The organism is Chitinophaga filiformis (assembly GCF_021646545.1).
GTDB lineage: Bacteria > Bacteroidota > Bacteroidia > Chitinophagales > Chitinophagaceae > Chitinophaga > Chitinophaga filiformis_A.
The window spans coordinates 382,695-397,887 of sequence record NZ_JAKIRP010000001.1 but is presented as its reverse complement, the minus strand read 5'-3'; the positions used below and the strand labels follow the sequence as shown (position 1 = coordinate 397,887).

Here is a 15,193-nt window from a genome sequence, read left to right as displayed (position 1 = left end):
TTAAGTTTTTCAACTTATTTCTTCCGTCGTAGTTACCAAAACAATGCCAAAAAGACTAGCAACGAACTAATGCCCGGTAAAAATACAAAAAAAAACCGCAATTAAAAGCAAATCTGTGTTTTTTAGTGGTCACGCCTTTTTCAAGGCTGCTCTAAAATCCGTAACTTTGCAGAATTTTAATCAACTTATTTTATTAACGTCAAAGGGCGGAGAATTGTTTTATGGCCAGCAAATATCAGGAATATAACCAGCTGAATTTACCGCAGATAGAAAAGGACATATTGGCGCACTGGGAAAAGATCCAGGCATTCGAGAAAAGCGTGTCCCTACGCGAAGGCGCTACTCCTTTCGTATTTTATGAAGGTCCGCCGAGTGCGAATGGTATGCCTGGTATTCACCATGTTATCTCCCGTACCCTGAAAGATCTGGTATGCCGCTATAAAACAATGAGTGGTTTCCAGGTGAAGCGTAAAGGTGGTTGGGACACCCATGGATTACCTGTGGAACTGGGTGTGGAAAAAATGCTCGGTATTACAAAAGAGGCGATCGGAAAAACCATTTCTGTCGAAGACTACAATAAGGCCTGCCGTACAGAAGTATTAAAATTTAAAGATAAATGGGACGACCTGACCCGTAAGATGGGATACTGGGTTGACCTGCAATCTCCATATATAACCTTCGAGAATAACTATATCGAAAGTCTATGGTGGTGTGTGAAAGAGCTGTATAACAAAAACCTGTTGTATAAGAGTGTCAGTATCCAGCCTTATTCGCCGGCTGCGGGCACAGGTCTCAGTTCTGCCGAACTGAATATGCCTGGTTGTTATAAAGATGTGAAAGACACGACTGTGGTGGCTATGTTTAAAGCCCTGGAAGGTGATAAATCTGCTTTCCTGTTCGAAGCAGCCAGAAAAGTTGATCCAGCGGCAGAAGTATTCTTCATGGCCTGGACAACCACCCCATGGACTTTGCCATCTAACCTTGGCCTCACCGTAGGAGCCAATATAGAATATACTCTCATCCGCACATATAATCCTTATACTCACCTGCCCATATTTGTGGTGCTGGCGAAAGACCTCATCGGCAAATACTTCAAGAAAGAAGGTGAAGACGGCGATTTCGCTTCCTATAAAGAAGGTGATAAAATCATTCCGTGGCAGATGCTCTCTGTTTTCAGAGGTAGCCAGCTGGAGAATATCCGCTATGAGCAATTGCTGCCATATGTACAGCCGGAAGAAGGAGATCCGTTCCGCGTGTTGTTGGGCGACTTTGTTACTACGGAAGATGGTACTGGTATCGTACATACCGCGCCCGCATTTGGTGCAGATGACTATCGTGTAGGAAAGAAATATGGTATAGGCATCATGACGCTGGTAGATCGTCAAGGTAAATTTCTTGATGAAGTAGGCGAATTTGGTGGTCGCTATGTAAAGAATTATAAGAGCGATCCGGAATATAAAGATGTGGATGTAGACATTTCTGTAAAGCTTAAGAAAGAAAACCGTGCGTTCAAAGTAGAGAAATACGAACACACCTATCCACATTGCTGGCGTACCGATAAGCCGGTATTGTATTATCCGCTGGATGCCTGGTTCATCCGTACCACTGCCGTTAAGGAGAAAATGGTGGAACTGAACAAGACCATCAACTGGAAACCTGCCAGCACTGGTACAGGCCGTTTTGGTAACTGGCTGGAGAATATGGTTGACTGGAACCTCAGCCGTAGCCGTTTCTGGGGTACACCGCTGCCTGTATGGAGAACAGTTGCCAATAAGGATGTAAACAATCCGGAGGCCACTGTGCAGAAATGTCTGGGAGCTAAAGCTGAGTTGCTGGGGGCGCTTCTCTTCGATAAGAAGGATGCATTTAAGGCAGATGTACTGAATGAAGGAAGTGAACTGAGCAAACGTATTGCTACACATAATGCCAAATATGAAGGTAAGGATCAGGCAGAACAGGGAATGTTCATAGTTGATATCGATGCCATCAGAAAGAAGATCGTCAAGGAAGAGGTCACGTTGGTTGATCTTGGATTGGCTAACTGGTACATTACAGATCTGGTAAAAAATTATTGTATTGAGATCACAGCAGAGATATTAGATACCATCGATTTGCATAAACCAATGGTTGATAATATCATCTTTGATCATGAAGGTCAACTAATGCACCGTGAATCAGACCTGATAGATGTTTGGTTTGATAGTGGTGCAATGCCCTATGCACAATGGCATTACCCATTCGAGAATAAGGAAGAGTTCGCGAAGGGCTTCCCGGCTGATTTCATTGCGGAAGGTGTTGACCAGACCCGTGGTTGGTTCTATACCCTGCATGCGCTGGGAACGATGCTTTTTGATAATGTGGCGTATAAGACGGTAGTATCAAACGGACTCGTGCTCGATAAGAATGGCGTTAAGATGAGTAAGCGATTGGGTAATATTGTGGATCCGTTCGCTACATTGGAACAATTTGGGGCGGACGCAACACGGTGGTACCTTGTTACCAACGCTTCTCCGTGGGATAGCATGAAATTTGATATTGAAGGCATCCGTGAAGTGCAGCGTAAGCTGTTCTCCACCCTGTACAATACGTATAATTTCTTCGCAATGTATGCCAACCTGGACAAGTTCACTTTCAAGGAAGCCTACATTCCGTTGAAAGACCGTCCGGAGATAGACCGCTGGATCATTTCCCTGCTCAATACACTGGTGAAAGACGTAACAGGTTATCTTAATGACTTCGAGCCTACCCAGGCGGGCAGGGCAGTGCAGACTTTTGTTGACGAGCACCTGAGTAACTGGTATGTGCGTCTTTGCCGTCGCCGTTTCTGGAAGGGAGAATATGCTCATGACAAGATCTCGGCTTACCAGACCTTGTACGAATGTCTCGAAACACTGGCTGGTTTAATGGCCCCGGTGTCACCGTTCTTTGCAGATTGGTTATTTGGAAATCTGAATAATGTAAGTAACCGCCATGCGGACGCTTCCATACATCACATGAATTTCCCTGCAGTCGTGCCTACAGCGATAGACGCCGACCTGGAGGAGAGAATGCAGCTGGCACAGGATATATCCTCGCTGGTACTGTCTCTCAGAAAGAAAGTGAACATTAAAGTGCGTCAGCCGTTACAAAAGATATTAATACCCGTTCAAAATGCTCATATAAAAGAGCAGATTGAAAAAATAGAGGACCTGATAAAAAGTGAGGTGAATGTGAAAGGTATTGACTATCTTACGGAAACGGAAGGTTTCATCAAGAAAAAGATCAAGCCGAACTACAAGTCCCTGGGTGGAAAAATGGGGGCAAAGATGAAAGCCGTAGCAGCAGCTATCAGCGCATTCTCAGCAGCGGATATCGCATCCCTTGAACGCAGTGGAGAATTTATCCTTCAGGTTGAAGATGAACAACTACCTATACAATTATCAGACGTAGAGATCATCTCCGAAGATATTCCCGGTTGGACAGTCGCAAATAAAGGCGCCCTCACGGTAGCGCTTGATATTACTATTACACCAGAGTTGCTGGATGAGGGTAATGCCCGTGAACTGGTGAACCGTATACAGAAGATCAGGAAGGATAGCGACTTCGAATTGACCGACAGGATACACGTAAAAGTGGCAGTAATAGACAGCCTGAAATCGGCGATTATTAACTATAATGACTATATTTGCACGGAAATTTTGGCAGATAGTCTGGAAATAGTGCCGGAATTACAGGAAGGTATTGAAATAGAAGTAAATGATTTGACATTCAACGTATTAGTTAACAAAAAAAGCTAATCCCATGGCAACAGGCAAAAAAGTTGCTATTAAGAAGACCCAAAAGGCAGCAACACCGGCCAAGAAAGCTCCGGTGAAGCAGGCTACACCTGCCAGGAAAACTGTAGCAGTGAAATCTGCCACAGCCAAGAAAGCAGTAGCTCCGGCGAAACCGGCCGCCAAGACTTCTGCGCCAAAAGTTGCTACCAAACAGGTCAAACCCACCGCAACCGAAAAGGTTGTTGCCAAAAAATCAACAGTTTCCCAGACGGCTTCGTCCAGTAAATCTGTAGTAAAGAAAGCACCCATAGCAGCTCCGGCGGTGCAACCCGTAAAGAAAGCAGCGGCTACTGCTAAGCCTGCAGCTTCTTCCGCGAAAGTGCCTGATATAAAGAAAGTGGTGACGCCGAGCGTTACTGCAGATAAAGACAAACAAATTTCCAAGCCAGAAGAAAAAGAAGTAATAATGCCAGTAAAGAATAATAAAGAAGATAAAGAAAAAGTTGTTGCAAAGGACGCCGGTAAAAAAACAGCGGACAAGGTGCAAAAAACTGAGAAAGCAGCGCCAGCGAAAGCTGAGAAGCCTGCTGAACGTGCTGAAAAAACTGACAAAAAAAGCACCAAAGCAACTACACTGGTTACTTACCAGCCAGAGTTCACTAAGTCTGTTCTCGACCAGCCAGAGCAGCCGGCAGGTCCTGTTTACCGCTATAGTGACGCTGATTTGCAGGAATTTAAAGACCTCATCCTGAAAAAGCTCGAAGCAGCTAAGAAGGAACTGGTATACCTGCAGGGCCTCATCACCCGTAAAGATGAAGCGGGTACTGATGATACCGAAAACAAATACATGAGCATGGAAGATGGCAGTGGCTCCCAGGAAAGGGAACAGCTGAACCAGATGGCCAGCCGCCAGATCCAGTTCATCGACCACCTGGAGAAAGCCCTCGTGCGTATCGAAAACAAAACCTACGGTATATGCCGTGTTACCGGTAAGCTGATCGATAAAGCGCGTCTGCGTGCTGTACCACACGCTACGCTGAGCATCGAAGCGAAACTGGCGAAAAGCAAATAAGGAAAAGCAACCGGAATACCGGTTCTCTCATATTAGAGATCCTGATCTACGAATCCGTTAAGCACAGAATGGCACTGCCACTGGGTGAAAGCGGAGGGCAGATCAGGATTTTTTTTGTCATAAAAAAAGCGTCCCTCCTGTCAACAGAAGGAACGCCAGTGTAAATAAACAGGGGCTTCAAGGAGATTATCTTTATGAAACCACTGGTTTCTTGCTTTTATTGATCTGCCTGGCCGCAAAGTATAACAACCCAGCGGACGCTAGTCCGATAAGGCTGCCTACGCCTATCCGTCTTGCCTGTTTCTTACTGATCGCCGGTAAGCGCAGCTTGAACCTTTCGGGACTGGCCTGGGCAATCTGCAACAACGGTTCCATCCATGGGCCGGGAATAATTTTATCGGCAACTTTTTCTGTGTCGGGGCTTACTGCATCAAATGCGACACCTATTCCTGCTTCTTCGAGTAGTTGTATGCCATCAGAACCGCTGCCTACATATATAATGTTCTGTGACGTGACGTGGTATTTGTCTGCAATATAGGTTAATATATTGCTCTTACAATAAACCGGAGGCTGTGAAGGCATATTTTTATCCTGACACAGGAAATATTCAGGGATCGTCACCTCTCCGGTAGCCACACTATTGTAGAGGTGCAGCTTGTTAGCAAAGGCAAAATCCATCCCCAGCTTATTCTTGATATGACGCGCCACACACTCAAATCCGTCAGTGATAACACCACAGGTATACCCCCGTTTCTTTAGTTCCCTCACCACACTCTTGATATCCGGCACCAGCGGAATGGCATCCGCCACCTCCAGCAATTCTGCCAGGTTCCTGTCCTGAAACAGTGAAGCCGTGTGCTCGAGAATGATGGCGGGATCAGTAAAATGTTCCCTGATCTGCTGCAGGGAATGACCGAACCCAAACTCTCTGGCTGCTGCCATGAGATAATCTTCTCCGAAAATGGCCTCGTCCAGGTTAAAGATGACCATCTTGTGCAGCTTGTCAATAGATTCCAGGATAGAATATTCCATCTGCTCCCTGATGATGTTAATCTTACCCAGCGTCTCAAGGTTCTCCTGCGGAATATTTTCCGCCTTCCTGAGAATGGTGCGGGATACTTCCCTGGACATCTTACTCAATTGCTCCCAGGTCTGCATCGCATTTTCCACCCGCCCGATATTGGCTTCATTAATACGGGCGCCCATTACATGCATGTCTATCAACAGGCCAATGTCCACACCGTAGTCATTTTCAAAACGGACCTTCGATAACAGGGATTTCCTGGCTGCGATCATACCACTGAGCGGCTGATTGAAACTGGCCAGTTCCGGGAACAGAATGCTCAGTAGAGGTTTGGCTACCAGCTGCGTGACCCTGCCTGCCTGCCGCTCGAAATAGGATTTTACAAAGTCTGCTTTACCTTCCACAATAGGGTCTGTCAGCAGTTCTACAATATTGTCCGGATAAGTGAGAATGTCGCCATCCACATACATCACAATTTCATTTTTAGCCGCCATCATGCCTTCCCGCATGGAGATGCCCTTGCCCCGCTGACTACTGGTAATGACACGTACTTTCTCCTTCATGGCCTCCTCTACAGAATTATCATTGGAGTTGTCATCTACCACAATGATCTCGATCTTTCTAGTTGTCTTTTTGATGGTTTTTATTACCTGGCGTAATGTAGCCCCTTCATTCAGAACCGGAATAATAATGGAAATCATAGGCGAACGCTTGTTTTAAGTGAAATAATCTGCCTATAGAAAATAAAAAAGCCCATAGGCCGTGTCTGACATAGGGCCTATGGGCCACAAAAATGGGGCCATAGCAGGGGCTGCTATTTTAATACTATTTAAACTCCTGCATCTCTACCAGCTTTCTGTAAATACCATTATTACCAATCAGCTGATCATGCGTGCCTTGCTCCTTAATCTCTCCTTTGTCCAGCACTACGATCTCATCGGCATGCTGAATAGTGGAAAGACGGTGTGCAATGACGATAGTGGTGCGATTTTCCATCAGTCTGTCCAGTGCATCCTGCACCAGCTTTTCAGATTCTGTGTCCAATGCAGATGTTGCTTCGTCAAGTATGAGGATGGGAGGATTCTTAAAGATAGCGCGTGCGATAGTCAGACGTTGGCGCTGACCACCACTGAGTTTCATACCCCGGTCGCCGATAGAGGTATCATAACCGTTTTCAAGCTGCACAATAAATTCATGGGCATTGGCAATTTTAGCTGCATTGATCACAGCTTCCCGGTCAGCATCCGGCTGGCCGAAGGCGATATTATTAAAAACAGTATCATTAAAGAGTATAGCCTCCTGGGATACCATACCTGTTAATGCCCGGAGGTCATGCATTTTTACGTCGCGGATGTCCTGCCCGTCAATCCGGATACTACCGGAGGTAACATCATAGAAACGGGGAATCAGATCGGCCATGGTGGATTTACCAGCCCCGCTTTTACCTACCAGCGCTACCATACGGCCTTTGGCTATTTTCAGCTGTACGTTTTTCAGCACCGGATTTTCCTTATATGCAAAGGATACATTGTCAAAGCTGATCTCACGTTCAAAGCTGGGTAGTGATTTTGCATCCGGTTTGTCAACGATGTTGTTGGGCAGGTCCATGATGCGCAGCACTCTCTCGCCGGCGGCTATCCCTCTTGGTAAAGCGGTGAATGCAGTGCCAATAGACTTGGCAGGCGCCAGGATCTGAAAATAGAAGCCCAGGTAGGCAATGAAGGCGCTTCCGGTCAGTGAGTTGTCGCCCAACAGTATCAGGCGGCCACCATACAGCATGATCACAATCACTACCAATACTCCTAAAATTTCAGATACAGGAGACGCCATCTCACGCTGGTCCTGCATCGACTTGAAGGTGCGGGCATAGGTAAGATTATCCTGATGGAATCTGTTCTTAATAAACGATTCGCCATTGAACGCCTTGATGATACGCACACCTGACAGTGTTTCTTCAGTGATATTCAATAACTTACCTAACAGCAGCTGGCCCTGGTTGGATTGCTTTTTCAGCTTTTTGGAAACAGTGCTGAGTATCAATCCGGAAATAGGAAAGAATAACAATGTGAAAAATGTCAGTTCTTTAGACAAAGTAAACAGGGCGATGAAGGTAGATATGATCACGAGTGGATCACGGAGAAGGGTCTGCATGGCAGTGGTCACGGAGTTCTCTACTTCCACCACGTCGCCACTGAGTACTGACAAGAGGTCTCCTTTGCGTTCGTTATGAAAGAACCCCATGGATTGTGTGGTGTACTGATGGAATACCTGGTCCCTCATTTTGCGCAGCATGTTCACGCGCATGCGTGTCAGTACCTTCTGGCTCAGGTAGCCGAACACGTTTTTCAGCACGATACTGACAAAGAGGACCACACATATGTATATCAGTACAGGGAACTTATTGCCATGATATTGCTGGAGCAGCGATGTCAGGTAATAATTGAAAACATCTTTGAAATAAGCTATGGAGAATGAAAAAGCGGGCATGTGCGTCACCATTTCCTGTTCGCCGGCATTGAACAGTGCATTCATCAATGGAATGAGCAGTGTAAAGTTCATTAAGCCGAAAATGGTATAAAGCAGCACGTACACAACATATTCCGGGATGTAGTGGTGATAGGGCTTCGACAAACTCAGCAACCTGAAAAAAGTCTTCATCTTACGATTATTTATCTTATCTGTTAACCTTTCCGGAAGCAGGGGCCGATTTTATATCTGTCAGCACATGCCCGTTTCCTTATCTTTGCCGGAGAAGATTGAATTAAGGGTGCAAGTTAATACAATCTCAAATCTTAAAATATTATGCAGGAAAGCAAAAGACAGAAACAAATCGGGCAACTGTTACAAAAAGAACTCAGTGATATTTTTCAGCGTATGGGGTTCAACGTACTGGAAGGTGGAATGATCTCTATATCCACCGTACGTATGACGCCAGATCTGCTGGAGGCAAGAGTGTACCTGAGCATGTTCCAGATAGCCGATAACCACGCTATGGTAAACCGGATCAAGGAAAGAATGGGTGAGATCAAGAAAGAACTGGGAAATCGTGTGGGGAAACAGTTACGCCGTGTACCTGAGATCTCACTGTTCCTCGATGATACGCTGGATTACGTATTCAAGATGGAAGAACTGTTCAAGAAGATCAAAGACGACGAAGGAGGGAAGGACAACAAATAAAATCGTATCAATTTGATCTGGCAGTTTGCGTCCCGTTATTTCAGGGCTAAAAAAAGTACCAATGCCATCAATATCATTGCCTGGGTTAGTGTATCGGCTATTGCAGTAGGAGCAGGTGCGCTGATCATTATCCTCAGCGTGTTCAACGGATTTGAGGGGCTGGTGAAATCTTTATATACCACTTTTTATCCATCCGTAAAGATCAGCGCGGTAACCGGTAAGAGTATCACGCTTACGCCGGCGCAACTGAAGCAGATAGCGGCGGTGAAAGGAGTGGCGGATATGACGGAAGTTGTGGAAGAGAAAGCAGTATTACGCTATGGAGAAGGAGATCAGACCATCGCCGTTCTTAAAGGAGTGGACAGCAATTACAATAAGGTAGCGGCTGTAGATAAAAGCATTGCCAATGGTAAGTTTGATGTAGGGGATGAAAATGGTTACATGGCGGTACTGGGAATCGAGTTGGAGATAGCGCTGGGCGTAGATCTGGCGCGGGATATGACCCCTATCAGTGTATACCTGCCCCGCAGGAATGTGAAGAGCTTTACTACGCCCGAAGAGGCATTGGGCAGTGGCGTATTGTATCCCGCAGGTTCCTTTGCCATCCAGCAGGAGTTCAATAGTAAATATGTGATCACGAATATTGCCTTTATGCGCGGGATATTGGGGATGAATGAAGATGAGATGTCTGCGCTGGAGGTGAAAGGTGTTCCAGGTTTGGACGACGTAGTGCTCAAACAGCGGTTGCAGGCATTGCTGGGGAATGGTTATAGTATTGAAACCCGTTATGAACAGAACCGGGCCTTGTATGCCATTATGCAAACGGAGCGATGGATAGTATACGCGATTATGAGTTTCATCCTGATGATCGCCGCATTTAATATGATAGGCTCCCTGTACATGCTGGTGATGGAAAAGCAGAAGGATATCACTATCCTGAAGGCGATGGGCGCGCGTCCACGGCTGATCACCCGTATATTCCTGATGGAGGGAATGATCATAGCAGGTATAGGTACGCTGATCGGATTTGGGATCAGTATCTTATTCTGCCTGGTGCAACAAAAGTTCGGATTGATAACATTGGACGAAGACTCTTTCCTGGTGAGCGCCTATCCCGTAAGTATGCAGGTGAGCGATTTCATCCTGGTGAGCGTTACCATTATCGTAATAGGTCTGGGCGCCAGCTGGTATCCTGCACGAAGGGCCGGCCGGCAGGATATTGAACTGAAAGCAACATAAATATGAGAATGATATAAATAAAAAAGCATCCGCCTTGAGACGGATGCTTTTTTATTTATATCATTCTCAGAAGAAGATTGCAGGGGGAAGTGTGTGTAAACACCACAATACGCACCCATTATTGACAGTCTTTCAGAAAATCTCCTGTAGGAGTTAAACTAAAAGACGCCAATTCCTGATTCTGACAGATCAATCAATTAATAATCGCCCAATTCAGTTGCTGGCAACTGTGTGAGTGCTTTAGCCAGTTGCTCGTCGCTTGGTGCGATACCATGCCATTCGTGATGACCTTCCATGAAGTCAACGCCCTTACCCATTACGGTTTTCATCAGGATTACGATTGGCTGTCCCTTGCCGGTCAAGCTGATAGCTTTCTCGAGGGTAGCTACCACTTCGTCCATATTGTTACCGTCCATGTGCAGCACTTTCCAGCCGAAGGAAGCGAATTTAGGCTCCAGGTCACCCAGGCCTGCTACATCTTCCACGGTACCGTCGATCTGCTGGCCATTCCAGTCAATCGTTACGATGAGGTTATCTACTTTATGATGGGGAGCAAACATGATCGCTTCCCAGTTCTGACCTTCTTCCAGTTCACCATCACCATGGAGGGAGAACACGAAACGGTCATCATTATTTAATTTCTTTGTCAGTGCAGCACCAATGGCTACGCTCATACCCTGTCCGAGGGAGCCGGAAGCAACCCTTACACCTGGCAGGTGTTCATGGGTGGTAGGGTGACCCTGAAGGCGGGAATTGAGTTTACGGAAAGTAGCCAGTTCTTCTTTTGGAAAATAGCCGGCGTGGGCTAAAGTGCTGTAGAATACTGGTGAAATGTGCCCGTTTGAAAGGAAGAACAGGTCCTGATCTCCACCATCCATGTCAAAAGGCTGCGGCTTATGCTGCATAACTTTGAAATAAAGGGCAGTAAAGAAATCTGCACATCCTAAAGAACCGCCTGGATGACCGCTTTGGCAGCCATGCACCATACGAACTATATCCCGTCTGATTTGTGTTGCTATGTCTTTCAACTGAGGCATGATAATTGCAAATTTTGAATTGCTAAATTAATAGAAAAATTAAATAGATTCCTGGCATATTTCGTCTCTAAGCTAATAGTTTTTAATGATCCAGGGCCCAAATCTATTTAATTTCCTATTTTTATGATACACATTTGATTGAAATTAATATCTTTGTAATAATCAAGCCCCTCCCAACATGGAGAATGTTTTAATTGCGACCGTCCTGAGTTTTGTTATAACCTATTTTGCAATCCCGGTATTGATAAGGGTTGCAGAGTTGAAACATCTTTATGACGAACCGGACGAAAGGAAATCTCACAAAGCTCGTATACCAACTTTAGGGGGTATCGGTTTTTTTTCAGGATTTGTGATGGCATCTGCGGTGTGTGTACCTGCTTTTGCTGATTCCCCTTTCCAATACATGGTGGCTGCATTCATCGTAATCTTTATGGTTGGGATGAAGGATGACATTGTAGGACTTTCTCCGCTGAAAAAACTGATCGGTCAATTAATGGCTTCTTTTGCCGTAATATATCTGGGCAATTTACAGATCAGCAGTATGTACGGGATTATGGGAATTGATGCCCTTCCTCCGCATTTCAGCCTCTTACTGACTTATTTTACTTTCCTGGTTATCATCAATGCGTTTAACCTGATTGACGGTGTGGACGGACTGGCGGGTAGCATTGGTATGCTGGTATCCGGGGTACTGGGTACCTATTTCCTGTATACAGGCGAATTGCTGTATGCAGTAATGGGCTTCGCTATGGCCGGTGGCCTGGCAGCGTTCCTTATTTATAATATATCTCCTGCACGTATATTCATGGGGGACACAGGTTCCCTGATGGTTGGGTTGGTAAACGCCATTCTGGCCGTTAAATTCATCGAAGTAGCCGGTAATCCCGCGGGCAAACTGCCGATCACCTCTGTACCTATCGTGGCAATCGCTATCCTCATCATGCCTTTGTTCGATACATTACGCGTATTTGCCATCCGTATGATGCACGGGAGATCACCTTTTTCTGCAGACCGTAACCACATTCACCACTACCTGCTGGAACTGGGTCTGAACCACAAACAGACCGCCGTGGTAATGGTGATGATCAATGCAGGCTATATTGCCCTGGCTTTCGCCCTGCAGGACATCGGCTCCGGTTACCTGTTAAGTGTGATCCTGGGATCAGCGTTATTGCTTACCGGCGTATTGTACCAGATGAAAAAGAGAAAGGAAGCTATGTTGCGGGCGCTTACTGTATCTGCTATCAAGGATGCCGCCAATGAGGCGCAAACGACTGTTAATCATCCCAAGATCCTGCGCGTGAACACGAAAGGCATTCTGCAGGATAAATAATTTTCAGGCCCGGTTACCCTTAACCGTGGCCCCTCCCTTTGTAACAACTTTCCAATTTCAGATAAATCCTGTAGGTTTGCAGGCACTTAATTATTTTTTGCTATGCAAGATGATCTAACGTTAATTATAGACGATGCCACCGGAACAATGCAAAAGGCCATCGCTCACCTGGAGGTGGAACTTACCAAGATCAGGGCCGGTAAAGCTAACCCTCAGATATTGGACGGAATTACGGTAGAATACTATGGTGCGCCTACTCCCCTCTCGCAGGTAGCCAATATTGCAGTGGCGGATGCCCGTACCCTCACCATCCAACCATGGGAAAGGAATATGCTGCAGCCGATCGAAAGGGCGATTATTGCATCCAATATCGGTATTAACCCGCAGAACGACGGTCAGATTATCCGTATGTTCCTGCCACCGCTGACAGAAGAAAGAAGGAAGGAATTTGTAAAAAGAGCTGCTGGTGAAGGTGAACAGGCGAAAATTGCTATCAGGAACATCCGCAGGGATGCGATCGAAGCCATCAAGAAATTACAAAAGGAAGGGCTGAGCGAAGACACTGCAAAAGATGCAGAAGCTGACATCCAGAACCTGACCAATAAATATATCGAGGTGGTGGATAAGCACTGCGCTCAGAAGGAAAAAGAGATCATGGTGATCTAATTGGCACTGCCTGATAACACCATGAGCCGGGAAGGAAGGGTGATCTTTTCAGGAGATCATCAGCCACCCGCCAGACTTACAAAAAGAACTTACGCAAAACGCTGGTCCGTCAGGATCAGCGTTTTGCTTTATTTACAGTATACACACCTGCCAGTATAACGCCGAGGCATAATACCTGCAGGAAAGAGATCCGCTCTCCCGCCAGCAATCCCCAGCCAATGGCCACCACCGGCAGCGCATAAGTGACCATCGACGCAAATAAAGCCCCGGCCTTATTGATCAGAATATAGAACAATACGGAGGCTATTCCACTACCCAGTACGCCCAGCGTAACGCTGGCCGTCAGTGAGCGCCAGGGGATCTCAGGCCCCGACAGTAAATGAAAAAAGCCCGTGTACATCAAAACCGGTAATCCAAAGATAGCACAGAAGAACAGCGCTATGGAGCCAAGTTGTAAGGAACTGTATCCTTTCAGGTGATGGTGTACCAACGCAATATTGATCCCATAGCAGATAGTGGCCAGTACGATCCACAACCCATAGTACCAGTAGCCGGTATCCACACCTTTGACAACAAAGAGCAGTACTACGCCCAGCAAGCCGAGAAAAATACCCAATAGCTGTTGCCTGACAATGGGCGCACGGAAGATGAAAAAGCCAGCCAGCAGAGACATCAGGGGGACCAGGCCATTTAAAATGCCTGCCAGGGCACTGTCAATACGGGTTTCTGCAATACAGAACAGGTAAGCCGGTAACAGGTTACCCAGGATGCCCGACAGGATAATGACAGGGATCTTATTAACTGGTGTCTGACGGATATATTTGAAGAAGAAAGGTAATAAGGCGATGCCCGCGCTAAACAGGCGCAGGCTGGCTACCTGGTAGGGAGAAAGCGCCTCCAGACCGATCTTCATCAGTATAAAAGAACTGCCCCAGGTCAGTGATAATAAGAGGAAAATGCTCCAGTTGATGGCACGGTTGTTCACGATAGGTTGTTTTAAGCCAGCAAATGTCCGTATATTTTATTATATGATCGGGTGGAATTTATTCCTGATACAACACTTCGGAGCATATTTTGTTACAGTTACATGAACTTAACCCTTGACAGATGAATAAGATCAACCTCGCAGATATCAGTACAAGAGCCCCCGAAGGAATGGAAAAGAAAACTGTCAAAGCAGTAACCCAGGAAATAGTGGAGGAGCTGGATGAATTACAAAATCTGTTATTTGCAGAACATAAACATGCCATACTGATAATATTGCAGGGAATGGATGCCAGTGGTAAAGATGGCCTTATCAGGAAAGTACTGGGAAATATGAACCCGCTGGGTGTAAATGTACGCTCATTCAAAGCGCCGACTGAAGACGAAAAAGACCATGACTTCCTCTGGCGTATTCACAGGTTTGCACCCGCAAAAGGTATGATACACGTGTTCAACCGCTCGCACTACGAAGACATATTGATACAACGTGTCCATAAATGGATAGATGATGAAACAGCGGCAAAGAGAATGCAGGCCATTAATGATTTTGAACGATTGCTGATGGAACATAATAATACAGCTATCCTGAAATTCTATCTGCATATTTCAGAAGAAGAACAGAAAGAACGATTAAAAGAAAGACGGGAAGATCCACGTAAAATGTGGAAGTATAATAAGAAAGATTCTACTGAAGCCAGGCAGTGGAAAGATTATATGAAAATGTATGAAGAAGCAATTGAAAACTGTAATGATGTTAAATGGCGGATAATACCATCAGATCAGAACTGGTATAAAGAATATGTGGTGGCGCAAACGTTGAGGGATACACTCCGCTCTTTCAGAATGGAATATCCGAAACTGTAATAGTAAATATTAACAGTTATATCGTTATAAAGTATAATAACT

General features: G+C 45.8%; 11 protein-coding genes. 7 read left to right on the top strand and 4 right to left on the bottom strand.

Features of this window, described 5'->3' with window-relative positions; genetic code table 11:
* Nucleotides 1-221: 221 nt before the first annotated feature.
* Both ileS and L3C95_RS01600 read left to right on the top strand, forming a co-directional pair.
* Complete coding sequence (gene ileS, locus L3C95_RS01605; protein ID WP_236384388.1) at nucleotides 222-3,776, top strand: isoleucine--tRNA ligase; 3,555 nt, start codon at nucleotides 222-224, stop codon at nucleotides 3,774-3,776.
* 4 nt (nucleotides 3,777-3,780) lie between these two features.
* Nucleotides 3,781-4,827 (top strand): TraR/DksA family transcriptional regulator, encoded by a 1,047-nt coding sequence (locus tag L3C95_RS01600; RefSeq protein ID WP_236384375.1) that lies wholly within the window; start codon nucleotides 3,781-3,783, stop codon nucleotides 4,825-4,827.
* A gap of 192 nt (nucleotides 4,828-5,019) precedes the next feature.
* On the opposite strand, the gene L3C95_RS01595 is transcribed toward L3C95_RS01600, so the two are convergent.
* Entirely contained in the window at nucleotides 5,020-6,552 is a 1,533-nt protein-coding gene (locus L3C95_RS01595) for a glycosyltransferase (protein WP_236384372.1), read from the bottom strand.
* Nucleotides 6,553-6,676: 124 nt separating this feature from the next.
* Nucleotides 6,677-8,509 carry an ABC transporter ATP-binding protein gene (locus L3C95_RS01590; RefSeq protein ID WP_236384370.1) on the bottom strand — a complete coding sequence of 611 codons (1,833 nt, stop codon included), beginning with the start codon at nucleotides 8,507-8,509 and terminating at the stop codon, nucleotides 6,677-6,679.
* 144 nt (nucleotides 8,510-8,653) lie between these two features.
* On the opposite strand from L3C95_RS01590, the gene rbfA reads away from it, so the two are divergent.
* On the top strand, nucleotides 8,654-9,028 hold the full coding sequence (gene rbfA, locus L3C95_RS01585) for a 30S ribosome-binding factor RbfA (protein ID WP_236384366.1): 375 nt from the start codon (nucleotides 8,654-8,656) through the stop codon (nucleotides 9,026-9,028).
* 12 nt (nucleotides 9,029-9,040) lie between these two features.
* The gene (locus L3C95_RS01580) at nucleotides 9,041-10,267 is read left to right on the top strand and encodes an FtsX-like permease family protein (RefSeq protein ID WP_236384365.1); all 1,227 of its coding nucleotides are present in this window, start codon (nucleotides 9,041-9,043) and stop codon (nucleotides 10,265-10,267) included.
* 197 nt (nucleotides 10,268-10,464) lie between these two features.
* On the opposite strand, the gene L3C95_RS01575 is transcribed toward L3C95_RS01580, so the two are convergent.
* Entirely contained in the window at nucleotides 10,465-11,304 is an 840-nt protein-coding gene (locus tag L3C95_RS01575) for a transketolase (protein ID WP_262915812.1), read from the bottom strand.
* A gap of 178 nt (nucleotides 11,305-11,482) precedes the next feature.
* Here L3C95_RS01575 and L3C95_RS01570 point away from each other — a divergent pair, with 178 nt between their 5' ends.
* Nucleotides 11,483-12,637 carry an MraY family glycosyltransferase gene (locus L3C95_RS01570; protein WP_317207675.1) on the top strand — a complete coding sequence of 385 codons (1,155 nt, stop codon included), beginning with the start codon at nucleotides 11,483-11,485 and terminating at the stop codon, nucleotides 12,635-12,637.
* A 102-nt stretch (nucleotides 12,638-12,739) separates the two neighbouring features.
* A complete protein-coding gene (gene frr / locus L3C95_RS01565; RefSeq protein ID WP_236384348.1) occupies nucleotides 12,740-13,303 on the top strand; it encodes a ribosome recycling factor in 564 nt (187 codons plus the stop codon).
* A gap of 115 nt (nucleotides 13,304-13,418) precedes the next feature.
* Here the strand turns inward: frr and L3C95_RS35065 are convergent, their stop codons facing one another.
* Nucleotides 13,419-14,288 carry a DMT family transporter gene (locus L3C95_RS35065; RefSeq protein WP_236384344.1) on the bottom strand — a complete coding sequence of 290 codons (870 nt, stop codon included), beginning with the start codon at nucleotides 14,286-14,288 and terminating at the stop codon, nucleotides 13,419-13,421.
* Nucleotides 14,289-14,410: 122 nt separating this feature from the next.
* Here L3C95_RS35065 and L3C95_RS01555 point away from each other — a divergent pair, with 122 nt between their 5' ends.
* Entirely contained in the window at nucleotides 14,411-15,151 is a 741-nt protein-coding gene (locus tag L3C95_RS01555; protein WP_236384341.1) for a PPK2 family polyphosphate kinase, read from the top strand.
* Nucleotides 15,152-15,193: the final 42 nt, after the last annotated feature.